The following is a 25252-nucleotide window of genomic DNA, read 5'->3' on the forward strand; positions in this document are numbered from 1 at the left end:
AAGCGCTTAGCTTGGCTAATTTGACCTGCTGATTCGTTTTGGTTTCTTACGAAGCCTTACCGTTTCAACGAGGTCGCATTATAGAGATTTCGATCACACTGGCAAGCCCTTTTTGAAGTTTTTCTCGTTTTTTTATTCGTTCGATTAAAAAGAGCACAAAACGCCTCAAAAGTAGGCTTTTCTCTTACATCTCTTGCAGTTTCTTAGAGAATAAAGAGACTTTTTCCCAGTTCGTGTACTCAACTTCCTTGGTTGTATCCGTTTCTCCACCTGTCATATTCATAATGAAGCGAATCATGGTTTGATCGAACCAGTTATAACGAGGGTAATAGAGGGCGCCAGCAAAAACACCGATCAAAGTAGGTTGCCACGGGGACTTAAGAAGGAACTTCTTAATATATGCGCTACCTTCAGGAGTATCTTTGCCTTGGTCTTCTTTACGAGCGGTTAAGTTAACGCAAAAGAAAGCGACCTTGTTTGATTGCAGCTGAGCAAGATTGGCATCAATAAACTGGTATAGCTTCTTATTAAGGTGGCCGTAACGAATAGATGCACCAATCAACACTCTGTCGTACTGAGCAAAGTCGACATTACTAACAGTGTGCAGATCTTGAAGCTCACATTCGAACTCATTCATTTCTTCTTTTATATAGTTCAAGATTTTCTTGGTCTGCCCTTCACGGCTTGAATACAAAAATAGAGCTTTTGCCACAATATGTCCTTAGCTACGCCAAAACGTAGGGGTCAATAAAATTAATAAGGTGAATATCTCTAAACGGCCAAACAGCATGGATACGATCAACACCCATTTAGCCTTGTCATTCACATCGCCGAAGTGCATTGCCACTTCACCTAAGCCAGGACCAAGGTTATTCAATGTTGCCGCGACAGCAGAGAAAGCACTCAGCTCATCCATCCCCGTAGCAATAAGAGCCAACATACAAACCACAAAAACCAATGCGTATGCAGAGAAGAAGCCCCAAACCGCATCAACGACACGTTGTGGTAGAGCCGAACCACCAACCTTGATGGTATAGACAGCACGCGGGTGGACAAGACGCTTCATTTCACGAGCACCTTGTAAAGTAAGCAGTAATATTCGAATGACTTTCATACCGCCACCCGTTGAACCTGCACACCCACCTATAAAAGAAGAGAACAGAAGCAGTACAGGTAAGAATAACGGCCATTCAGAAAAACCGGTGGTGGTGAAGCCTGCGGTTGTTGAAATTGATACTGTCTGGAACAACGCCTGATCGAAAGCATCATAATACGAATCGTAAGAGTGATGATTCAGTAGTAACAAGAAACAAACTAAGAACAGGACGACTTGAATAAAGATAAAAGCGCGGAACTCAGGATCTTTCCAGTAATACTTAGGATGCACACCACCTGAAGCAAATGCTGCAAAGTGCAGAGAATAGTTACACGCAGATATAAGAAGGAACACGACCGTAATCATATTGATAGCAGAGCTATTGAAATAACCCATACTCGCATCGTGAGTCGAGAAGCCACCAATAGCAATGGTTGAGAAACTATGGCTGATTGCATCAAAGAAACTCATGCCAGCAAGCCAAAACGCCACCGCACAAGCAATCGTTAGACTCAGATAGATGTACCAAAGCGCTTTTGCCGTTTCTGCAATACGCGGAGTCATCTTGCTATCTTTTACTGGACCCGGGATTTCAGCACGATATAGCTGCATACCACCGATACCCAGAACAGGAAGGATGGCTACCGCCAATACGATGATACCCATACCACCAAACCATTGTAGGAATTGGCGGTAAAATAGAATTGCTTTAGGTAAGTCATCGAGGCCAACAATTACCGTTGCACCTGTCGTTGTTAATGCAGAAAACGATTCGAAAAAGGCATCAGTAACGGAAACGCTCGGATTATCCGCGATCAAAAACGGCAGCGCACCAGCACTGCCGATTACCGTCCAGAACAACACCACAATGAGAAAGCCATCTCGCGCCTTCAATTCATGTTTATAGCGTCGGTTTGGAAACCAGCAAGTTGCTCCACAAAATAATAGAACAAAGAAAGTCGTCACAAATGGCACACCCGCACCATCTCTATAGATCAGTGCGACGAGCGCAGGTGCGAGCATTGATACACTAAAAAGTGCTAATAATAATCCGACGATTCGAATAATTGAGCGAAATTGCATGAGCTATTGAACGAAGCGAAATGCTTCACACTTCCTAGTTGTCTTTGACTTTCGTTACCAGTGCCTTAGCACCGCTTTTATTGATCATGGTTTGGGTAAACGAATCTACCTGAAGGAGCTCTATTTCAATAATAAGCTCAACTTGCACACCATAATCCGCTTGGACTTCAACAGCCTGATGCTGAGCCATAATGGATTGCGCAATTGGCACAAAGCCATAGTCTAACTCTAGCCGTAATTTTGTGGTTATTTTTTTCTCGATAGTTTGAAGCAGCTTGAGAGCTTGTTGTACTCCACCACCGTAAGCCTTTACTAGGCCACCCGTTCCAAGCTTGATTCCGCCAGAATAACGAGTAACAACAGCCGTCAGTTCACCGACACCAGAACCAGACAGTTGCGCCAAGATAGGTTTACCCGCAGTACCAGATGGCTCTCCATCGTCACTAAAGCCCCATTTCATTGAGTCTTCAGGTCGCCCTGCAGCAAAGCCCCAACAATTATGTCGCGCTGATGAATGCTCTTTTTTTACCTGTTCTACGAACTGTTTAGCAGCTTCTACACTTGGAGTATGAGCAAGATGAGTAATGAAGACGCTCTTCTTGATCTCTTCTTCAAACCGAGCCGACGCTGACGGTATTAAATAGGGCTGTTCATTCATATCGTTAACTTAATTAATAAGAGCGGCGAAGTGTATCACGCGTGAATAATAAGGGTTAGAGGATCTGTGCCATCGCACAATGTTAAACAATTGTTTAAAAAATGTATTGAAATTCACCAAGCAGAGGTACAGACTAGAACAACTGGTCTTACCAGGTATTCTACAATAATAGAAAGATAACAAGATTCTCTCAAACAATCGTGGATTGTATGTCATGGAGATAGACAATGATTTACCAAGCTAACACCTTACAGGTAAAGGAATTACAAGATGGTATTGCAGAACTTAGCTTCTGTGCTCCGGCCTCTGTAAACAAACTCGACCTTGCTACTTTAGAATCGCTAGATAAAGCGTTAGATGCTCTTAATGCTCACGCTGGATTACGTGGTTTAATCTTAACTTCAAACAAAGACGCGTTCATCGTAGGCGCAGACATCACTGAATTTCTTGGCCTATTTGCTAAGCCAGAAGCAGAACTTGATGAATGGTTAAGATTCGCTAATTCAATCTTCAGCAAGCTAGAAGACCTTCCTGTCCCAACTCTTTCAATGATGCGTGGCCATGCCCTTGGCGGCGGCTGTGAATGTGTACTCGCTACCGATTTCCGTATCGGTGACAAGACCACCAGCATAGGTCTACCAGAAACCAAACTTGGCATCATGCCTGGTTTTGGCGGTTGTGTGCGCCTACCTCGTGTTATCGGTGCTGACAGTGCAATGGAAATTATCACGCAAGGCAAAGCATGCCGTGCAGATGAAGCACTTAAAGTTGGCTTGTTAGATGCGATTGTTGAAACAGACCAATTATTAGAATCAGCGATTAATTCTGTTTCTCTAGCAGCCAATGAGAAACTCGATTGGCAGCTACGTCGTAAACAAAAAACATCAGCGCTTTCACTAAGCAAACTAGAAGCGATGATGAGCTTTACCATGGCGAAGGGCTTAGTGGCTCAAAAAGCAGGGCCTCATTACCCAGCACCCATCACTTCGGTTATCGCTATCGAAGAAGCAGCACGTAGCGATCGTGATGCTGCATTGGATATCGAGCGTAAACACTTCGTTAAGCTAGCGAAATCTGAAGAAGCAAAAGCATTGGTCGGCTTATTCTTGAATGACCAATACATCAAAGGCCTAGCGAAACAAGCTGGTAAGTCTGCCAACAAAGCGACTGAACGAGCAGCGGTTCTTGGTGCTGGCATCATGGGTGGCGGTATTGCTTACCAGTCAGCATTGAAAGGCGTGCCAGTGATGATGAAAGACATCGCACAAGCGTCTCTTGATCTTGGTATGAACGAAGCTTCTAAGCTGTTGAATAAACGCTTATCACGCGGTCGTCTAGATGGATTCAAGATGGCAGGCATTCTGTCTTCGATTACTCCAAGTCTACATTATGCAGGTGTTGAGCAATCGGATGTGATTGTGGAAGCAGTTGTAGAAAACCCGAAAGTAAAAGCGGCAGTTTTGAGCGAAGTGGAAGGTTTGGTTGGTGAAGACACGGTTCTTACATCAAATACCTCAACGATTCCGATTAACCTATTAGCGAAATCTTTGAAGCGCCCAGAGAACTTCTGTGGCATGCACTTCTTTAACCCAGTACACCGCATGCCTTTGGTTGAGATCATCCGTGGCGAGCATACTTCAGAAGAAACCATTAATCGCGTGGTTGCTTACGCAGCGAAGATGGGTAAATCCCCTATCGTTGTTAACGACTGCCCAGGCTTCTTCGTTAACCGTGTACTTTTCCCTTACTTTGGCGGTTTCAGCATGTTGCTACGCGACGGTGCTGATTTCACTAAGATCGATAAAGTGATGGAACGCAAATTCGGTTGGCCAATGGGCCCTGCATACTTGCTAGACGTTGTAGGTTTAGACACAGCACACCATGCACAAGCAGTGATGGCGCAAGGTTTCCCTGAGCGTATGGGTAAAGAAGGCCGTGATGCGATTGATGCACTTTACGTCGCTGAAAAATACGGCCAGAAGAACGGCAGCGGTTTCTACACGTACAGCGTAGACAAACGTGGTCGCCCGAAGAAAACCTTCTCTGAAGACATTCTTCCTATCTTGGCTGACGTATGCCAACAGCCACAAGACTTTGATGACCAGACAATTATCCAACGTGTGATGATTCCAATGATCAACGAAGTAGTGCTTTGTTTAGAAGAAGGCATCATCGCGACACCGCAAGAAGCGGATATGGCACTGGTTTACGGTTTAGGCTTCCCTCCATTCAGAGGCGGCGTATTCCGCTACTTAGACAGTGTGGGTATTGGTAACTTCGTTGAAATGGCGAAGAACTACCAAGACTTAGGTGCAATGTACCAAGTTCCTCAACTATTGCTTGATATGGCAGCGAAAGGCGAAAGCTTTTACGACGGTCAACAAGCCAGTTCTCTGTAACCCACATTTGGAAAAGGAATAGCAAAATGAATAATGTAGTTGTTGTTGATTGCCTTCGTACCCCAATGGGACGTTCCAAAGGTGGAGCTTTCCGTCACACTCGTGCTGAAGATCTTTCGGCACATTTGATGAAAGGCATTTTAGAGCGCAACCCAGAAGTAAACCCTGTCGAGATTGAAGACATTTACTGGGGTTGTGTGCAACAAACACTAGAGCAAGGCTTCAACGTGGCTCGTAACGCCGCTTTACTTGCTGGCCTACCGATTGAGATTGGTGCAGTAACGGTGAACCGTTTATGTGGTTCATCTATGCAAGCTCTGCATGATGCAACCCGCTCTATCATGGTTGGTGATGCTGAAATCTGCCTAATTGGTGGTGTCGAACACATGGGTCATGTACCAATGAACCACGGTGTTGATTTTCACCCTGGCATGTCTAAACACGTAGCGAAAGCGGCGGGTATGATGGGCCTAACGGCTGAGATGCTAGGCAAAATGCACGGTATTAGCCGTGAAGACCAAGATGCCTTCGCCGCTCGTTCACACGCTAGAGCACAAGCTGCAACAGTAGAAGGTCGCTTCAAAAACGAAATCCTACCAACAGAAGCTCACGCGGCAGACGGCTCGCTGTTCACTCTGGATTACGATGAAGTTATTCGCCCAGAAACAACAGTTGAAGGTCTATCTCAGCTTCGCCCAGTATTTGACCCAGCAAACGGGACAGTAACAGCAGGTACTTCATCTGCACTATCTGATGGTGCCTCTGCAATGCTTATCATGAGCGAAGAGAAAGCCAACGCACTTGGCCTTAAGATTCGTGCTCGCGTGAAGTCGATGGCTATCGCAGGCTGCGATCCTTCAATCATGGGTTACGGCCCAGTACCTGCTACGCAAAAAGCTCTTAAGCGTGCAGGCCTAACCATTGAAGATATGGGTGTAATTGAGCTTAACGAAGCGTTCGCTGCTCAATCTCTTCCATGTGCTAAAGACCTAGGTCTATTGGATGTGGTTGACGAGAAAGTTAACCTTAACGGCGGTGCGATTGCTCTTGGTCACCCACTAGGCTGTTCTGGTTCTCGTATCTCGACGACGCTAATCAACCTAATGGAAGCACAAGACGTGAAATACGGCTTAGCGACCATGTGTATTGGTTTAGGCCAAGGTATTGCAACGGTATTTGAACGCCCATAGCGATCATTGGTTGTAATACTTGTAGGGTAATCTTTTGTGCAGCTATATTTATATAGCTGCACTTTTTATTACTTGGCATCCAACAATGCATCGATGCGTTCAGCGAACTCAGCGAGAGAAAAACCAACACTGACATCTATGCACAAAACGCATATATTCAATGTTGATGTTTCATTATTTTTTCTCGGATGATTCAACTAAAGTTACTTCAGTTTCCTAATATTCCTCCTACGGAGCAGATCATGTTTAAAGCACTTGTACTAAACCAAGAAGACAAAAAAACTATCGCATCAGTTTCTCAAATTGATGAGTCTCAATTACCAGAAGGTAACGTGAAGGTTGATGTGAGCTACTCTTCTTTGAACTACAAAGATGGTTTGGCGATAACAGGTAAAGGGCGCATTGTTCGCAACTTCCCTATGGTTCCTGGTATCGACCTTTCTGGTGTGGTTTCACAATCTGATGACCCGCGCTACAAAGCAGGCGACGAAGTTGTTCTGACGGGTTGGGGTGTTGGTGAAGGCCACTGGGGCGGTATGGCTGAGAAAGCTAGCCTAAATGGTGACTGGTTAGTGCCAATGCCTGCAGGTCTAGACGCGAAGAAAGTCATGGCGATTGGTACAGCTGGTTTCACAGCAATGCTTTGTGTGCAAGCTATCGTAGATGCAGGCATCAAACCTGAAGACGGTGAAATCCTAGTAACGGGTGCAAGTGGCGGCGTAGGCAGCGTGTCTATTACGCTACTAAACCAACTAGGCTACAAAGTAGCAGCGGTTACTGGCCGAGCTTCAGAAAATGGCGAGCTTCTAAAATCACTAGGTGCAACACGCATTGTAGAGCGTACTGAACTAGAAGAACCGGCGAAACCACTTGAGAAACAACTGTGGGCTGGTGCTATCGATACAGTAGGTAGCAAAGTACTTGCGAAAGTATTGGCACAAATTGATTACAACGGCGCGGTTGCAATGTGTGGCCTAGCAGGTGGTTTTGATTTACCAACTACAGTAATGCCATTCATTCTGCGTAACGTTCGCCTACAAGGTGTGGATTCAGTAATGTGCCCTCGTGAGAAGCGTATTAAAGCGTGGGAACAACTTGCTGAGTTGCTACCTGAGTCTTTCTACGGCCAAGCGACTAAAGAAGTATCTTTAGATGGTGCTATTCAAGCTGCAGAAGACATCACTAACGGTCAAATCACTGGTCGCGTAGTTATTAAACTGTAATTGTGAATTAAACTTCCGTACCCCAGAATAACGAAGGGCTGATACTAATCAGCCCTTTTGCATTTTTGTCATTAGGATAGAGTAAACCAAAGCGAGACCTCCGTTAACCCAAGCCAACATCCGCAATACGCTTCTGAATCAACTCACCACACTCCTCTTTTACCACTCTTCTTAACCATTGTTGCGAGGCAGAAGAATCGCAGCGCGAGTGCCAGATCAATGAGTAATCAAACGGCATAAACTCGAATGGCAGCGGTTTAACGACTAAGTCATAACGCTCAGCCACCAAGTAAGCTAAATCAGCAGGCACAGTGATCACCAACGGCATTCTATCGACAATCGCCAATGCCGCTTCAAGATGATAAGCACGCAGCACCATTTTACGTGGATTTTGATTGGCTAAGGCATTGTCTAATAAAGCCTTAACGCCATCACTGATCGCAATCATCGCGTGTGGGAGTGATACATAGTCTTCAAGGCTTAAAGGCTGATCCGCCAATGGGTGATTTTTAGATAGCAAGCAAGATACGCCCACCGGCCCCAATACCTCTTGATGAAGTGGTGCAATGCTGCCACTCGGGCGACAAATCGCCATATCCACACGTTCGGTACTGAGCTGTTTAAACAAATGTTCATGCTGCAACGGAGCAAACTCCAAAGAGATATTAGGAGCTTGTTCATAAATCTTAGGCAACGCATAAGGCAAGATGGTTTGCATCGCGTAGTCAGTGGTCGCAATTAAAAAACGCTCACTGCAATAGTAAGGATCGAAATCACTCGGACTAAGCAACTGACGGAATGATTCTAAAGGCTGATCAATGCGCTGGCTGATCTCGAGTGCTTTTTTGGTGGGAATAAGGTGCTGACCTTGGCGTGTAAACAGGGGATCGTTGAGTAGTTCTCTTAAGCGCCCTAATACTCGGCTAGTTGCCGATTGACTTAGGTTAAGACGAAGCGCAGCCTGGCTTACACTTCCTTCTTCAATCAATACCTTTAAGGCGACCAATAAATTCAGGTCTCTACGATAGATGTCTTCTAATTCCACGCCACTTACCTAGCTGTATACAATTATCATTGGTCACTAAGTTGTTTATAGCATGCTTTAGATAAAAAAAATCCCGCAATTACGCGGGGAAGCCCAAGAAAATCTGGGGATAGTGTCGGAATGTTGTCGTATCGGAATTTGCTTGTTGTATTCGGGTTAGTGCTCTTGCTCCTCGGCTATGCCTTGCCAACGGCGCATCTCTACCCAAATACCAATAATCGTTGCTACTATGCCAAAAATTGGCATTAGAGAGGTCTCTGTCGATGAGCGTAGTACTAACGCGCAAAAAGAAATAAAACAGAGAACTGAATAAATTGTTAATCTATCTAATCCTGTCAACATCGCCACTCCTTAGCTAGTTGCCTTTGTTACAAGTTGTTATCAACTTGTTAACTAAGTTATAGGAAATGATTCTGTTTGCCAAGCACTTATTGCATATTTTTTCTGCAGACGTATTATTCACTCGTTAGATAGATATAGAGATACAAACCATGACATTCAAACCTGAACTGGCAACCCACACTTTAGAAGCTGAAGGCCTGCGTTGCCCAGAGCCAGTAATGATGGTCAGGAAGACAATTAGAAACATGCAGGATGGCGATGTGTTACTGGTAAAAGCTGACGACCCTTCGACAACTCGTGATATTCCGAGCTTTTGTCGTTTTATGGATCATCAGTTAGTCGGCCAAGCGACTGAAGCTTTGCCTTACCAATATTTGATAAGAAAAGGGTTGGAGGCATAAGCCTCACCTAAATATCAAGCATCAAAAAAGCCGCTCGTACCTTATGTTCTTCAACAGAACTCAGAGTACGAGCGGCTTTTTGTTTATTCGTTTCTAGATTTATTTTGCAGATGCTCAAGCTGATGCTGAATGTCTCGGATATCTTTTCGCATAGGAATAATATGCGCGACCCGAATCCAAGCTTCTACCGCAAGCCCGGTCATGATCATCGAACCAGCCACCATTGGTAGCCACATGTCCGTCAACACCATGCCTAATAGTGTAAGTGCAAGACCAAAGGTAAATAGATAACTTTGGCTTTGTGGAGTAATACCCATATAACGCGTCAACATAATCATGCCCTCGTGTTCTTAACTCACAAGGTTAAAATATCATGACAAGTATGACAGTTATATGCCCATTTGCTCGATAAACCCCACAATACTGTAAGAGTATGACCTACAACACATTACTCTACTGGTTGAGTATAATAAGACTCAATACTACCGCTTAATAGAAAGCCGCTGCGATAGCCAAACCCACGAATAACAGGGCCGTGATCTTGCGAATCAGATCAAGAGGCATCTTGTCTGCCGATAACTTACCAATGATCACTACAGGCACATTCGCCAGCAACATACCAATGGTAGTACCGAGAATGACCCACGTTAATGCATCCGAATATTGAGCCCCTAGAATGGAGGTCGCTATCTGGGTCTTATCACCAATTTCAGCAATGAAGAAAGCGATAAAACTGGCGACAAACGGCCCTCGGTTCGAGATCTGCTCATCATCGTCTAATTTATCAGGAATGAGAATCCAACCCGCCATCGCAATGAAGCTGACCACCAGCACCCACTTAAGCACTTCGGGAGATAAATAATCGGCGACCACAACCCCGAGCCACGCAGCAAGGGCATGATTGGCAATGGTGGCAAAGAAAATAGCCGCAATGATAGGTAACGGTTTTCGATATCGACTGGCTAATAAAAGGGATAGCAACTGAGTCTTATCACCGATCTCGGCTAAGGCGACAGTTGTAATTGAAATTGCTAAAACGCTCACGACATGCTCATTTGGGATGAGGATTATTATATTTAACCAAAGACAAACCTCGCGCCCCATCCCGGTTCACGATGCTTGTCTAAGGTCTTGCTAAGCGCCACCAAGGTGGTGGTTGCCTCGAACGCCATGATGATTTTGCATCAATTATGTTGACGAACGAACTCATTCAATAGGATATGAATAAGCAAGCTACTCCCCAAAGACCGCGAGATTTTAATCACCCGCGCTTTCAAACACAAGTGTCAAAGTTATCAAAATATCTACTTGTACCGAAAAACAAACATTAAAGGCAAAAAAATCCACTAAACGACATTTTAGACCACTAATTAAACAAGATTACCCCTACTCGCTTTACCAATATCTCGGTATACTCAGAGGTTATTTTTATCATTCATTTAAAAGAATCGCGCGAACCTGACTATGCAAAAATACGATATCAAAACCTTCCAGGGAATGATCCTCGCGCTGCAGGATTACTGGGCACAAAACGGTTGTACCATTGTTCAACCACTAGATATGGAAGTAGGTGCTGGCACCTCTCACCCAATGACATGTCTACGTGCACTTGGCCCAGAGCCAATGTCTACGGCATACGTTCAACCTTCTCGTCGTCCGACCGATGGTCGTTACGGTGAAAACCCGAACCGCCTGCAGCACTACTATCAATTCCAAGTAGCTCTAAAACCTTCTCCAGATAACATCCAGGAGTTGTACTTAGGCTCGCTTGAAGTTCTTGGTGTCGACCCACTTGTTCACGATATTCGTTTCGTAGAAGACAACTGGGAAAACCCAACGCTAGGCGCATGGGGTCTTGGTTGGGAAGTATGGCTAAACGGTATGGAAGTGACTCAATTCACTTACTTCCAACAAGTTGGCGGTCTTGAGTGTAAGCCAGTAACGGGTGAGATCACTTACGGTATCGAGCGTCTAGCAATGTACATCCAAGAAGTAGACTCTGTTTACGACCTTGTATGGAACGTAGCACCAGACGGTTCTAACGTGACTTACGGTGACATCTTCCACCAAAACGAAGTTGAGCAATCAACATACAACTTCGAGCACGCAGACGTAGATTTCCTATTCACTTTCTTCGACCAGTGCGAAAAAGAGTGTAAAGAGCTACTTGAGCTTGAGAAGCCACTTCCGCTTCCAGCTTACGAGCGCATTCTAAAAGCAGGTCACGCATTCAACATCCTTGATGCGCGCAAAGCTATCTCTGTAACAGAGCGTCAACGTTACATCCTTCGTATCCGCAACCTGACTAAAGCTGTTGCAGAGGCGTACTACGCGTCACGTGAAGCGCTTGGCTTCCCAATGTGTAAGAAGGATAAATAATCATGGCGAAGAATTTTCTAATTGAACTGGGTACGGAAGAGCTTCCACCAACGGCACTTCGTTCTCTAGCAGAAGCCTTTGCTTCTAACTTTGAAGCAGGTCTTAAAACGGCTGAACTTTCTCACGAAGGCATCAAGTGGTACGCAGCACCTCGTCGTCTAGCACTTAAAGTGACGGCACTGGCTGAAGGCCAAGCAGACAAAGTAGTTGAGAAGCGCGGTCCTGCAATTTCTGTAGCATTCGATGCTGAAGGCAACGCGACTAAAGCTGCACAAGGTTGGGCTCGTGGTAACGGTATTACTGTTGAGCAAGCTGACCGCCTGAAAACAGACAAAGGCGAGTGGCTTCTTTTCAAACAAGAAGTAGCTGGCAAACCTGTTCAAGAATTGGTGATGGACATCGCTGCGAAAGCTCTCGCTGGCCTACCCATTCCTAAAGCAATGCGCTGGGGTAACTCAGACATTCAATTTATCCGTCCAGTGAAAACACTGACAGTACTACTAGGTGATGAGCTTGTTGAAGGCAAAATCCTAGGCGTAGCTTCTGCTCGTACCATCCGTGGCCACCGTTTCATGGGCGAACAAGAGTTCACCATCGACTCTGCTGACCAATACCCTGCGATCTTAGAAGAGCGCGGTAAAGTAATGGCAGATTACGATGCGCGTAAAGCGATCATTCTTGCTGATGCTAAAAAAGCAGCAGACGCGGTTGGCGGTATTGCTGACCTAGAAGATGACCTTGTTGAAGAAGTTACCTCTTTGGTTGAATGGCCAGTGGTGCTTACTGCTAAGTTTGAGCAAGAGTTCCTAAAAGTGCCTTCTGAAGCATTGGTTTACACCATGAAAGGCGACCAGAAGTACTTCCCAGTGTATGACGCTGATAAGAACCTTCTGCCAAACTTCATCTTCGTTTCGAACATCGAGTCTAAAGAGCCTCGTCACGTAATCGAAGGTAACGAGAAAGTTGTACGTCCACGTCTTGCTGATGCTGAGTTCTTCTTCAACACAGACCGTAAGCGCCCGCTGATCGACCGTCTTGCTGAACTAGACCAAGCTATCTTCCAGAAGCAACTGGGCACGATCAAAGACAAGACAGACCGCATCACAGAACTTGCTGGCTACATTGCTGAGCAAATCGATGCTGACGTTGAGAAATCTAAGCGTGCTGGCCTACTGGCTAAGTGTGACCTAATGACATCTATGGTATTCGAGTTTACGGATACTCAAGGTGTGATGGGCATGCACTACGCAACGCACGATGGTGAAGACGAGCAAGTAGCACTGGCACTTTACGAGCAGTACATGCCTCGTTTCGCGGGTGACACACTACCAAGCACTGGTATTTCATCTGCAGTAGCAATGGCAGACAAGCTAGACACCATCGTAGGTATCTTCGGTATTGGCCAAGCACCAAAAGGTTCTGACCCATTCGCTCTGCGTCGTGCATCACTAGGTGTGCTACGTATCATCGTTGAAAACGGCTACAACCTAGACCTAACCGATCTGATCGGTAAAGCGAAAGAGCTACTAGGCGACAAGCTAACTAACGACAATGTTGAAGCTGACGTTATCGACTTCATGCTAGGTCGTTTCCGCGCATGGTACCAAGATGCTGGTTTCAGCGTTGATATCATCCAAGCGGTACTAGCACGTCGTCCAACTAAGCCAGCTGACTTTGACCAACGTGTTAAAGCGGTTTCTCACTTCCGTGAACTGGAAGCAGCAGAAGCTCTAGCAGCAGCGAACAAACGTGTAGGTAACATCCTTGCGAAATTCGATGGCGAACTACCAGCAGAAATCGACCTAACTCTTCTTCAAGAAGACGCAGAGAAAGCACTGGCTGAAAACGTTGAAGTAATGACAGAAGCACTAGAACCAGCATTCGCAACAGGCAACTACCAAGAAGCCCTAAGCAAGCTTGCTGATCTACGTGAACCTGTTGATGCATTCTTCGATAACGTAATGGTTATGGCTGATGATGAAGCGCTTAAGAAGAACCGTCTAACGCTACTGAACAACCTACGTAACCTGTTCCTACAGATTGCTGACATCTCTCTACTGCAAAAATAAGCACGAGTGAGACTGTTGCTCTAATTCATGTTCTGAGCAACAACAGATAAACACCCAAAGGGAAGCGAAAGCTTCCCTTTTTGTTTTTGTGAACCAAGTATTTGTTTGTAGAGGTGTTATTGATTAACTGAATGAATCAGCACTCAGACTGTAGAGGGCATTGTTTGCTATAACTGACCTGTTTATTCAGGGGAAGGGAACAATGAAAAAAACAGTACTCGCGCTTTCAATACTCGCACTCAGCGCATGCAGCCAAACCAGTGATGACAGCTTATTGCTAACGATTGATAACGACACTGTCGTATTTGAATCAACAGGAAAAGGCACTGTTATTGCAGAACAGGAACTCGCTAAAGGTAGCTATACCTTCTCTATCGGCGATACTCAAAATACCTGTGGTACCAACTTTGCGCTGGCTGAAGAGAGCCGCATCAAATTCAATAAGCCCCTTCGCCTAAACGACTGCGCCGATAAATCTGAAATAGAGATTAAGATCTTTCGTGCTAACACCTACCAATTTACGCTCAACCCACAAACCAATGAACTCACGGTTCAGATAAAGCCCAAGCAACAACAAGTTCAAAGCTTTGCTTGTCCGGTTCCTAGTGATCAGCCAACCACTATCAATGTTGCTCAGACCTTTGACGATGGCACCTTAGTTAGAGATGCTCTTACAGGCACACAAGCGACTGTAACCAACGGCAGCGTCTCCATGCAGCCAGCAGAAAATAGCCAAGGTGTTCTGCTGCTTGAGAAAGTAGAACCAGAAACCAAGGCCGATTTTAGTTGGGACAACGCCACGGTTTACTTCGTAATGACCGACCGTTTCCATAATGGTAATCCTGATAACGACAACAGCTATGGTCGCAGCCAAGACGGACAAGATGAAATCGGCACCTTCCACGGTGGTGACTTGGCAGGCTTAACCGAAAAACTCGACTATATAGAATCGCTCGGTGCCAATGCTATCTGGATTACCTCTCCACTAGAGCAGATCCACGGCTGGGTTGGCGGTGGCGATCGCGGCGACTTCAAACATTATGGCTACCATGGCTACTACCACCAAGACTGGACCAAGCTCGATGACAACATGGGCACCGAAGACGAACTGAAAACCTTCATCGATACCGCGCACAGCAAAGGCATTCGCGTTGTTTGGGATGTGGTGATGAACCACACTGGCTACGCCACGCTTGCCGACATGCAAGAGTTCGACTTCGGCAAACTCAACCTTACCGATGAACAAGCTAAACAAACCCTCGGCGAAAACTGGACAGGTTGGCAACCAGAAGCAGGCCAGAACTGGCACTACTTCAATAACTACATCTCTTACAGTGACAAAGAAGCGTGGGAGAAATGGTGGGGTAAAGCTTGGTTACGCAGCGACATTGGTGCTTATGACTCTCCGGGTTACAACAACCTCACCATGTCTCTGGCACACCTGCCCGATTTCAAAACAGAGTCGACAGAGACAACCGGGCTGCCTAACTTCTATCGCAATAAGTCCACCAGCGCGACCGATGAACTCAAAACACCTCGTGACCATTTAATCACTTGGCTATCAGATTGGGTGCGCGAATATGGCGTTGATGGTTTTAGGGTCGATACCGCCAAGCACGTTGAGTTAGATGCGTGGGCAGAGCTTAAAGATAGCACTAACCAAGCGCTTGCAGAATGGAAGCAAAACAACCCAGACAAAGCGTTGGATGACCTACCATTCTGGATGACAGGTGAAGTGTGGGCGCACAGCGTAGTGAAATCAGACTATTTCGCTAACGGGTTTGATTCGATCATCAACTTTGAATTCCAGAGTGATATCGCACCAAAAGCGCTTAAATGCCTATCTGATCTCGATGCTGACTACCTTCGTTATGCTGAGAAGATCAACAACGACAGCGAATTCAAAGTGTTGAGCTATCTATCGTCTCACGACACCTCACTATTTTGGACACAACACGGCAACGACTTTGCGAAACAGACCAAAGCAGCAAACGCGTTGATGCTAGCTCCGGGAGCAGTGCAGATCTATTACGGGGATGAAATTGCACGAGACTTTGGTCCTACGGGTTCCGATCCGATGCAAGGCACTCGCTCTGACATGCCTTGGGATCAAATCACCGGCGAACGTGCAGAGTTGCTAGAACACTGGCAAGCACTTGGCCAATTCCGGCTGCGCCATCCAGCCGTTGCTCAAGGTAAGCACATCATCCGCAACAGCAACGGCTACTATGCGTTCGAACGCCAATACCAAGATGACAAGGTATTAGTCGTTTATACAGGTTCAAAGTAAACCTTCATTAACATACATACCAGAAACTAGAGGAGAAGCTTAGGCTTCTCCTTTTTTATCACTAAAGGTACGCTCAATAAGCAAGCTGTTACTCATTAACCAAACTTTATAGAAGTTTTTTACGTGTTAGAGCATTTGGCGCTATGCGTCGCAAAAACATTGCGGTATGTTCAAGGAATACACTGATGGCAGACATAAGGTCTGCCTTAATCACACATAACAAGCAATCACAATGAATTAGGTAAAATTAGTAATGCAGTTCTCTAAGTTTGGCGAAAAGTTTAATCGATACTCTGGAATCACTCGTTTAATGGATGATTTGAATGATGGCCTGCGCACTCCTGGCGCTATCATGCTCGGTGGTGGTAACCCAGCCGCTATCCCTGCCATGCTCGATTACTTTAACCAAGCCAGTGCCGACATGCTCGCCAGTGGAGAACTCATCGCCGCCCTCGCCAACTACGATGGTCCGCAGGGCAAAGACAGCTTCATCAAATCGTTAGCGGCAATGCTGAAAGAGACCTATGGCTGGGACATCAGCGAGAAGAACATCAGCCTGACCAACGGCAGCCAAAGTGGCTTCTTTTACCTATTCAACCTATTAGCAGGCCAACAGCCAGACGGATCACACAAGAAAATCTTGCTACCGATCGCACCAGAATACATCGGCTACGGCGATGCTGGCATTGATGATGATATTTTTATCTCTTACCACCCAGAGATCGAACTGCTAGAAAACCGCCAGTTCAAATACCACGTCGATTTTGAACAGCTCAAGGTTGATGATTCGGTTGCCGCTATCTGTGCCTCTCGCCCAACCAACCCAACCGGTAACGTACTGACCGACGAAGAAGTGCGTAAACTGGATAAACTGGCGCGTGAAAACAACATCCCGCTACTGATCGATAATGCTTACGGCCTGCCGTTTCCAAACATCATCTTTGAAGATGTGGAACCGTTCTGGAATGAAAATACCATTCTGTGCATGAGCCTTTCTAAGCTTGGTTTGCCGGGTGTACGTTGCGGTATCGTAATTGCGAACGAAGAAGTGACACAAGCTCTGACCAACATGAATGGCATTATCAGCCTAGCACCCAATAGTGTCGGCCCTGCGATTGCCAATCACATGATTGAAAAAGGCGATTTACTGCGCTTAAGCAGCGAGATAATTAAACCTTTCTATAAAGACAAATCTCTACGTGCGGTTGAGCTTTTACAAGAAGCGATCGATGACCCTCGTTTCCGTATCCACAAGCCTGAAGGTGCTATTTTCTTATGGCTATGGTTTGATGAGCTGCCGATTACCACCATGGAACTGTACGACCGCCTCAAAGCTCGTGGCGTATTGATTGTTCCGGGTGAATACTTCTTTATCGGCCAAGAAGACGAGTGGGATCATGCTCATCAGTGTCTACGTATGAACTACGTGCAAGATGATGAGGCGATGCAGAAAGGCATTTCAATCATTGCTGAAGAAGTGAAAAAGGCTTACTCAAAACAGTAATAAAACCTTTTAGGTTACTGTAGGCCAAATACAATAAAGAGCACCGACCTTCTTCAAGGTACTGGTGCTCTTTCACTTTTACTTCCCGATAGTTTTTGTCACTTGAATACCCTAAATAATTGGGGGTTCAGCTAGGCGACTAGAAAATTCAACCCTATGAGCATAGGGAACCTATGTGATTAGGGGGAATTTACGACGTCAACAACGCTGTAGCTTCAAGTATGACGGGTATTAGCCTTCGATTAGACCATTACCATTAATAGCAATCTTACGTGGTTGCATCGCTTCTGGAATTTCGCGTTCTAGGTCGATATGAAGAAGACCATTTTCCATGCTTGCGCCCACCACTTTTACATAGTCAGCCAGTTGGAATTTGCGCTCGAAATCGCGCTCTGCAATACCTTGGTATACGAAAGTTTTCTCGGCTTCGGCTTTACGCTCACCTTTAACAATTAGCATATTCTCTTTTTGAGTAAGGTCTAATTGATCATCTGCAAAACCAGCCACTGCCATAGTAATACGGTAGTTATTCTCGTCTTTTTGCTCGATGTTGTAAGGAGGGTAACCGCCAGAAGTATTTTTCGACGTGTTCGATTCCATCATGTTGAATAGACGATCGAAGCCGATTGCGTTGCGGTAAAGTGGAGTGAAATCTACAGTTCTCATAATGCTATCCTTTTAGTAAGCAATAGTCTTAGCTGTAATTTTTACTGAGATCGAACCTGTGAATGATTCAGTAAACAGCTAAGGGATTCAATTCGCATTCCACGGGTTTCACCTCGTTTGGTGACAACTCTGGGACATGACAATGAATCAATTTTTAAGTTGTGTGCTGCCAAAGTTATCCTCTATTGAGCGATACTCTAGCAACGGTTATGAAGGTTCTGTTTCTTCTCTTGTAGAGCAAGACAGTCATCCTCTTCACAACTAGATATGTGGATTGAGCAAATCAGTTTCAAGCGTTTATTTTCAATTATTTTTCCAATCCAATATTTTTCAATACCTTATAGACACAAAAAAGCACTACCCTTTGGATAGTGCTTTTAAATAATTTAGGTTTCTTTATCGAAGATGGATTGGCTGAGTTCAAGAAGAAGGCGCGCAATTTATAAGTATAAATGAGCACCTTCGACGCAGAAATCGGTCAATCCAGCAAAGAGAAAGCAATCTAAACGTCTAGGTTAGCTACTTTAAGTGCGTTTTCTTCGATGAAGTTACGACGAGGTTCAACTTGGTCGCCCATCAACGTTGTAAACAACAGGTCAGCACCAACAGCATCTTCAATCGTTACTTGCATCATACGACGAGTTTCAGGATCCATAGTTGTTTCCCAAAGCTGATCAGGGTTCATCTCACCTAGACCTTTGTATCGTTGTAGGCTCAGGCCACGACGAGACTCTTTCACTAACCAGTTCAGAGCTTCAACGAAGCTAGAAACTTCTTGAGTACGCTCACCACGCTTAATGTAAGCACCTTCTTCAATCAGGCCATCAAGTGCTTCAGAAAGATCCGCTAGCTTGCCAAACTCTTTCGAGTTGATAAGGTCAATGCTCAGTACGTGCTCATGAGTTACACCATGAGTACGAACCACAATCTTAGGAACGCTTAAACCTAGCTCTTCGTGTTTTTCAACTTCAAGGCTGTATTGGCTTGCACCCGCTTCTTTACCGTTTAGCTGCTCTACTAGCTGCTTACCCCAAGCTTCAACCACCGCGTCATCATGACACTGCTCAGCGGTTAGGCGAGGAACGTAAATCAGTTCGTGAACCAATGCGCGTGGGTAGCGGCGGCTCATACGATCAACGAGCTTGATGCCTGCATTGTATTGCTGAACAAGCTTCTCTAAGCCTTCACCGGCAAACGCAGGTGCTTCAGGATTTACGTGCAGTTCTGCATTGTCTAAAGCCAAAGATACTTGATACTGGTTCATCGCATCTTCATCTTTGATGTACTGCTCTTGCTTACCCTTCTTCACTTTGTAAAGTGGCGGTTGAGCAATGTAGATGTAACCACGTTCAATCAACTCTGGCATTTGACGGTAGAAGAACGTCAGTAGCAGAGTACGGATATGAGAACCATCGACATCGGCATCGGTCATGATGATGATGTTGTGGTAACGCAGTTTATCTGGGTTGTATTCATCACGGCCAATACCACAACCAAGGGCTGTGATTAGCGTTGCTACTTCTTGAGAAGACAGCATTTTATCGAAACGCGCTTTCTCTACGTTAAGGATTTTACCTTTAAGCGGTAGGATTGCTTGGTTCTTACGGTTACGCCCCTGCTTAGCTGATCCGCCAGCAGAGTCTCCTTCCACAATGTATAGTTCAGACTGAGCAGGATCTTTTTCCTGACAGTCGGCTAGTTTACCTGGAAGACCCGCTAAATCTAATGCGCCTTTACGACGAGTCATCTCACGAGCTTTACGCGCTGCATCACGAGCACGCGCTGCATCGATAATTTTAGAACAAACGATTTTCGCTTCACCTGGGTTCTCAATTAGGAACTCAGATAGCTTCTCACCCATCGTAGACTCAACGGCAGACTTCACTTCTGAAGAAACCAGCTTGTCTTTAGTTTGGCTTGAGAACTTAGGATCTGGCACTTTCACTGAAACAATCGCCGTCAAACCTTCACGAGCATCATCACCTGATGTTGAAGTCTTCGCTTTCTTCGAGAAGCCTTCTTTATCCATGAAGCTGTTCAGAGTACGCGTTAGTGCAGCACGGAAACCCGCTAAGTGAGCACCACCATCGCGTTGAGGGATGTTGTTGGTGAAACAGTAGATGTTTTCTTGGTAACCATCGTTCCACTGCATTGCAACTTCAACGGTAATGCCGTCATCACGCTCTGAATCAAAGTGGAAAATCTTTTGGATGATTGGTGTTTTGTTGGTATTAAGATGTTCAACAAACGCTTGGATGCCGCCTTCGTATTCGAAGTGATCCATTTTGTCTTCTTCGCGCTTATCAATTAGCTTAATTGATACACCTGAGTTCAAGAATGATAGCTCGCGTAGACGCTTAGCTAAAATATCGTAATGGAACTCAATGTTAGTGAAGGTTTCTTCACTCGGCCAGAAACGAATCTCTGTACCTGTTTTGTCCGTATCACCCACAACCGCTAGTGGCGCTTGAGGCTCACCGTGGCAGTATGTTTGAGTGTGGATTTTGCCACCGCGGTGGATAGTAAGAGTAACTTGCTTAGAAAGTGCGTTAACTACTGAAACACCAACACCGTGCAAACCACCAGATACTTTGTACGAGTTATCATCGAACTTACCACCAGCGTGAAGAACCGTCATGATTACTTCTGCTGCTGATACTTTTTCTTCTGGGTGCAATTCAGTTGGAATACCACGGCCGTCATCGCTTACTGACACAGAACTATCTTCATGGATAGTTACAATGATGTCATTACAGTGACCAGCGAGTGCTTCATCAATAGAGTTATCTACCACCTCAAAAACCATGTGGTGCAGACCGGTACCATCATCCGTGTCGCCAATGTACATTCCAGGACGCTTACGTACCGCATCCAGACCCTTCAGTACTTTAATACTCGATGAATCGTAATTATCTGACATAGTTACTCTCTGACTAATTATCCTTGCTCTATTTTGCCATGTTCCACATGAAACATCCTGCTATTTTCGTCATGCATATCTGCAATCTGATCAGCGGTAATAGAGCTTACAAAAACTTGAGCCTGGGTCGCCTTTAAACACTCAGCAAGACGTGCTCGGCGTTGGCTATCTAATTCGGAAGCGAAGTCATCTATCAAATAGATGCACTGCTTACCTGTCATTTGAGTGAGGTGTTGCCCTTGTGCTACTCGCAACGCGCACACCATCAACTTCAACTGACCTCGTGACAAGACATCTTCCACTGGAGTGCCGTTCACTTTTATCTTTAGATCCGCTTTGTTTGGCCCACTAAAGGTGTAACCAAGCTGCTGATCCCTTTCAAAATTCTTTTCTAAAATCTCGGCATATGGGGTGTCTTTATCCCAGCCACGATAATAGTTAATCTTTATCTCAAACTCAGGTAAGAAGGTCGCGCAGATTTCTTCAGCGACTTCTTTTAGCTGTTCAACGTAAGTGGCACGCCACTGGCTGATGCTTTCCGCTAAACGGGCCAATTCTTGATCCCAATAGCTCAGCTCTCGATAGTTCGTCGCCGTTTTCAATAATGCATTACGCTGTTTATTGAGGCGCTTTACCCTGCCCCATGCATCATAAAAACCCGACTCACTGTGGAAGACTCCCCAATCAATGAATGCGCGGCGATGCTTAGGTCCATCGGTTAGTAAATCAAACCCTTCCGGGTGAATCAACTGCAAAGGTAAAACCTGAGCTAACTGAGCCAATTTTTGCCCAGTTTGACCGCTTATTTTAACCTCTGTGGTGCCATCGCGCTGCTTATTAATGCCAATTGGCAGCTCAAATTGATCCGAGGTCATAAAACGGCCATGGACAAACAGCTCACTGCACTCGTTTTGTATGATACGGCCGGTGAGTGAACTCTTAAATGAGCGACCATGTCCGAGCAGATATACCGCTTCAAGGACACTGGTTTTTCCGCTCCCGTTAGCCCCTATAAGAAAGTTAAAGCCTGATGACGGTTGAATGTCACAGGCTTCTATATTTCTAAACTGCTTAACGATTAAGCGCGATAAAGGCATAACGTCTTCATATTAATCTTCAATCACGACTCGATAGGTAAACGTTGTTGATCAGTAAACATCACAAACAACGCTTATAAGCGAATAGGCATAACAACGTACATCGCGCTGTCGTCTTGTGCATTCTCAATCAAGGCACTCGCATTCGCGTCTGACATGGAGATGCGAACTTGCTCACAACGTAGTGTGTTCAGAACATCCAACACGTAGCTTACATTGAAGCCAATCTCTAGCGCGTCACCGTCGAAGTTAACATCTAACACTTCTTCCGCTTCTTCTTGTTCTGGGTTGTTCGCGGTAATGCGCATCTCGCTATCTACAAGATTAACGCGAACACCACGGAATTTTTCATTCGACAGAATCGCAGCACGAGAAAATGCTGAACGTAATTCATCACAACCAGCTTCAAGTGTCTTAGTAGTATTTTGCGGCATTACGCGGCGATAATCAGGGAAACGACCATCAACCAGCTTAGAAGTGAAGACATAGTTGTTCACTTCAGCACGCACATTAGAGTTACCAATCTGCAGCGTTACCGGTTGCTCTGGTGCATCCAGTAGCTTCACTAACTCTTGCACACCTTTACGAGGAACAATGATCTGCTTCTGAGCAAAATCGGCACCCAATTGTGCTTGAGATACCGCCATACGGTGACCATCAGTTGCGACACTTCGTAGGATTGAACCTTCAATCTCAAACAACATACCGTTGAGGTAATAACGAACATCTTGGTTCGCCATTGAGAATTGGGTTTTCTCGATAAGACCGCGTAGCTCAGTTTGTGTCACTGACACTTCAACTTCACTGCTCCAGTCTTCAATGTTTGGAAAATCTGCCGCAGGTAATGTTGCCAATGAGAAGCGGCTACGACCAGAGCGAACCTGAACACGGTCACCATCCAATACCACGGTGATCACTGAGCTGTCTGGCAAGCCACGACAGATATCTAGGAACTTACGTGAAGGTACGGTAATGCTGCCCGCTTCGAAATCACCTTCAAGCGTTACACGGCTGATCAGTTCAACTTCTAGATCCGTTGCTGTCATCGACAACACGTTATCTTCTACTTTAATCAGTAGGTTTCCTAGAATTGGAAGCGTTGGCCTGCCACCGAGTGCGCCAGATACTTGTTGTAATGGCTTAATCAGGTGACTACGTTCAATGGTAAATTTCATATCTTGCTCTTACGGTCTAAATGGCACTGCGTAATAGTACGTGGCCAAGATTCTGCTTATTAAGGTTAAGAATACTGTGTATTAAGAAGAAAGGGTACGAATCAAGTTCGAATAATCTTCTTTAATGTCGTGGCTCTCTTCACGCAGCTGAGCAATCTTACGACAAGCGTGCAGTACGGTCGTGTGGTCACGGCCACCGAATGCATCGCCAATCTCAGGCAAGCTGTGGTTAGTTAACTCTTTAGCCAGTGCCATCGCCAGTTGGCGTGGACGAGCAACAGAACGAGAACGACGTTTAGATAATAGATCAGCAACTTTGATTTTGTAGTATTCAGCGACTGTCTTTTGAATATTATCAATAGTGACCAGTTTTTCTTGCAGGGCAAGTAAGTCACGCAGTGCTTCACGCACGAAATCGATCGTGATCGGACGGCCAGTGAAGTTTGCATTCGCAATAACACGGTTCAATGCGCCCTCAAGCTCACGAACGTTAGAGCGTAAACGCTTAGCAATAAAGAATGCCACTTCATCCGCAAGATGAATTTGGTGGTCTTCTGCTTTCTTCATTAAGATCGCAACACGAGTCTCAAGCTCTGGTGGCTCAATCGCAACCGTCAAACCCCAACCGAAGCGAGATTTAAGACGATCCTCTACCCCGTTGATCTCTTTTGGATAACGGTCAGACGTTAGGATGATCTGTTGGTTGCCTTCAAGCAGCGCGTTAAAGGTATGGAAGAACTCTTCTTGAGAACGCTCTTTATTCGCGAAGAATTGGATATCATCGATAAGCAAGGCATCAACACTACGGTAGTAGCGCTTAAATTCTTCAATCGCGTTATTTTGTAGCGCCTTCACCATATCCTGAACAAAACGCTCAGAATGCATGTAAACCACTTTCGCATTCGGTTTGTTGTCAACAATGGCGTTACCCACCGCATGCAACAAGTGCGTCTTACCTAAACCAGTTCCACCGTATAAAAACAACGGGTTATAGGCTGTTCCTGGATTATCAGAAACCTGACGTGCCGCCGCCAAACCCAATTGGTTTGATTTACCCTCAACAAAGTTATTGAACTTATGTTTTGGGTTTACGTTTGAACGGTGGTTAAGGTCAACCGCTACGGGCTCTTCATCACGCCATATATTGTGAACAGGCTTACGAGCTTGTAACTGCGCAGGTGCTGACGATTCAGCGGCCACATCAGCGGCTGTACGTGTACGAGCTGGGGCGATAGTCTCAGATTTTGGAGCAGTCACTCGTTTGCTTCCGATCTCAAAATGAAGATGCGGAATATCATTACCACAATATTCTTGTAGCAAACGGTTGATGCTATTTAAGTACTTATCGCGCACCCAATCGAGTACAAATCGGTTTGGTGCAAATAGAGTTAGAGTATTACCATTGAGCTCCGCTTGTAACGGACGTACCCACATACTGAATTCTGTAGCTGGTAATTCTTCTTGAAGCTGTTGCAAGCATTGCAACCAAAGCGAAGATGACACGGTGCCCCACTCTATTTAAGTTATATGAAATGACCGCTAATTTTACCTGTTGATAAGTCAGATCACCAGCAATTGATCACAGATCCAGTGAATAAGATCCAAGTTATTCACAATAAATAGGGCAAAATTGGCTGGATCCACACATCTTGCCCCTACTTTACTCACACAACGATCCACTTATGCCCGGATCCTTGCTAGTTATCCCCAAATCG

20 protein-coding genes are annotated in these 25252 nt (G+C 45.4%); 8 read left to right on the forward strand and 12 right to left on the reverse strand.

Translation table 11 applies throughout. The annotated features are described in order from the left end of the window. Positions 1–184 precede the first annotated feature (184 nt). Genes hemG through ED652_RS12925 form a run of 3 tightly spaced genes read right to left on the reverse strand, consistent with a single transcriptional unit; the run spans position 185 to position 2837 of the window. The gene (gene hemG, locus ED652_RS12915; protein ID WP_122055095.1) at positions 185–712 is read right to left on the reverse strand and encodes a menaquinone-dependent protoporphyrinogen IX dehydrogenase; all 528 of its coding nucleotides are present in this window, start codon (positions 710–712) and stop codon (positions 185–187) included. A 9-nt stretch (positions 713–721) separates the two neighbouring features. After that, entirely contained in the window at positions 722–2179 is a 1458-nt protein-coding gene (locus ED652_RS12920) for a TrkH family potassium uptake protein (protein ID WP_122055096.1), read from the reverse strand. Between the two features lie 34 nt (positions 2180–2213). Beyond that, a complete protein-coding gene (locus ED652_RS12925) occupies positions 2214–2837 on the reverse strand; it encodes a YigZ family protein (protein WP_017111758.1) in 624 nt (207 codons plus the stop codon). Between the two features lie 227 nt (positions 2838–3064). Here ED652_RS12925 and fadB point away from each other — a divergent pair, with 227 nt between their 5' ends. The 3 genes from fadB (at position 3065) to ED652_RS12940 (ending at position 7649) form a co-directional block, all read left to right on the forward strand. Further along, positions 3065–5236: a fatty acid oxidation complex subunit alpha FadB gene (fadB, locus tag ED652_RS12930; RefSeq protein ID WP_122055097.1), complete on the forward strand. Its 2172-nt coding sequence runs from the start codon at positions 3065–3067 to the stop codon at positions 5234–5236. Between the two features lie 26 nt (positions 5237–5262). Continuing rightward, a complete protein-coding gene (gene fadA, locus ED652_RS12935; protein WP_009848166.1) occupies positions 5263–6426 on the forward strand; it encodes an acetyl-CoA C-acyltransferase FadA in 1164 nt (387 codons plus the stop codon). Between the two features lie 242 nt (positions 6427–6668). After that, entirely contained in the window at positions 6669–7649 is a 981-nt protein-coding gene (locus ED652_RS12940; RefSeq protein WP_122055098.1) for an MDR family oxidoreductase, read from the forward strand. Positions 7650–7752: 103 nt separating this feature from the next. Here ED652_RS12940 and ED652_RS12945 read toward each other — a convergent pair whose 3' ends face one another. Next, on the reverse strand, positions 7753–8694 hold the full coding sequence (locus ED652_RS12945; RefSeq protein ID WP_102485368.1) for a LysR family transcriptional regulator: 942 nt from the start codon (positions 8692–8694) through the stop codon (positions 7753–7755). Between the two features lie 156 nt (positions 8695–8850). Next, positions 8851–9036, reverse strand: coding sequence for a hypothetical protein (locus ED652_RS12950; RefSeq protein ID WP_004736674.1), 186 nt, complete (start codon positions 9034–9036; stop codon positions 8851–8853). A 149-nt stretch (positions 9037–9185) separates the two neighbouring features. Here ED652_RS12950 and tusA point away from each other — a divergent pair, with 149 nt between their 5' ends. Then, positions 9186–9437, forward strand: coding sequence for a sulfurtransferase TusA (gene tusA / locus ED652_RS12955; RefSeq protein WP_017055492.1), 252 nt, complete (start codon positions 9186–9188; stop codon positions 9435–9437). An 83-nt stretch (positions 9438–9520) separates the two neighbouring features. On the opposite strand, the gene ED652_RS12960 is transcribed toward tusA, so the two are convergent. Together ED652_RS12960 and ED652_RS12965 are read right to left on the reverse strand one after the other, a co-directional pair. Then, positions 9521–9775, reverse strand: a complete 255-nt coding sequence (locus tag ED652_RS12960; protein WP_162929941.1) for a hypothetical protein — start codon at positions 9773–9775, stop codon at positions 9521–9523. A gap of 151 nt (positions 9776–9926) precedes the next feature. Then, the gene (locus ED652_RS12965) at positions 9927–10481 is read right to left on the reverse strand and encodes a TMEM165/GDT1 family protein (RefSeq protein ID WP_009848160.1); all 555 of its coding nucleotides are present in this window, start codon (positions 10479–10481) and stop codon (positions 9927–9929) included. 420 nt (positions 10482–10901) lie between these two features. Between ED652_RS12965 and glyQ the strand changes: the two genes are divergently transcribed. From glyQ to ED652_RS12985, 4 genes are all read left to right on the forward strand, one after another. Next, positions 10902–11816: a glycine--tRNA ligase subunit alpha gene (gene glyQ / locus ED652_RS12970; RefSeq protein ID WP_009848159.1), complete on the forward strand. Its 915-nt coding sequence runs from the start codon at positions 10902–10904 to the stop codon at positions 11814–11816. A gap of 2 nt (positions 11817–11818) precedes the next feature. Then, entirely contained in the window at positions 11819–13885 is a 2067-nt protein-coding gene (gene glyS / locus ED652_RS12975; RefSeq protein WP_017111755.1) for a glycine--tRNA ligase subunit beta, read from the forward strand. Positions 13886–14087: 202 nt separating this feature from the next. Then, positions 14088–16175 carry an alpha-amylase gene (locus ED652_RS12980; protein WP_122055099.1) on the forward strand — a complete coding sequence of 696 codons (2088 nt, stop codon included), beginning with the start codon at positions 14088–14090 and terminating at the stop codon, positions 16173–16175. A 253-nt stretch (positions 16176–16428) separates the two neighbouring features. Next, the gene (locus ED652_RS12985) at positions 16429–17679 is read left to right on the forward strand and encodes a valine--pyruvate transaminase (protein WP_122055100.1); all 1251 of its coding nucleotides are present in this window, start codon (positions 16429–16431) and stop codon (positions 17677–17679) included. A 231-nt stretch (positions 17680–17910) separates the two neighbouring features. Here ED652_RS12985 and ED652_RS12990 read toward each other — a convergent pair whose 3' ends face one another. From ED652_RS12990 to dnaA, 5 genes are all read right to left on the reverse strand, one after another. Further along, complete coding sequence (locus ED652_RS12990) at positions 17911–18345, reverse strand: Hsp20 family protein (protein WP_054548327.1); 435 nt, start codon at positions 18343–18345, stop codon at positions 17911–17913. Positions 18346–18847: 502 nt separating this feature from the next. After that, a complete protein-coding gene (gyrB, locus tag ED652_RS12995; protein WP_017081727.1) occupies positions 18848–21265 on the reverse strand; it encodes a DNA topoisomerase (ATP-hydrolyzing) subunit B in 2418 nt (805 codons plus the stop codon). 17 nt (positions 21266–21282) lie between these two features. Continuing rightward, complete coding sequence (recF, locus tag ED652_RS13000) at positions 21283–22362, reverse strand: DNA replication/repair protein RecF (RefSeq protein WP_017080844.1); 1080 nt, start codon at positions 22360–22362, stop codon at positions 21283–21285. 74 nt (positions 22363–22436) lie between these two features. Next, positions 22437–23537, reverse strand: coding sequence for a DNA polymerase III subunit beta (gene dnaN / locus ED652_RS13005; RefSeq protein WP_122055101.1), 1101 nt, complete (start codon positions 23535–23537; stop codon positions 22437–22439). Between the two features lie 81 nt (positions 23538–23618). Next, positions 23619–25040: a chromosomal replication initiator protein DnaA gene (gene dnaA, locus ED652_RS13010; RefSeq protein WP_065111976.1), complete on the reverse strand. Its 1422-nt coding sequence runs from the start codon at positions 25038–25040 to the stop codon at positions 23619–23621. Positions 25041–25252 lie beyond the last annotated feature (212 nt).

This window comes from Vibrio sp. Evd11 (assembly GCF_900382755.1).
GTDB lineage: Bacteria > Pseudomonadota > Gammaproteobacteria > Enterobacterales > Vibrionaceae > Vibrio > Vibrio lentus.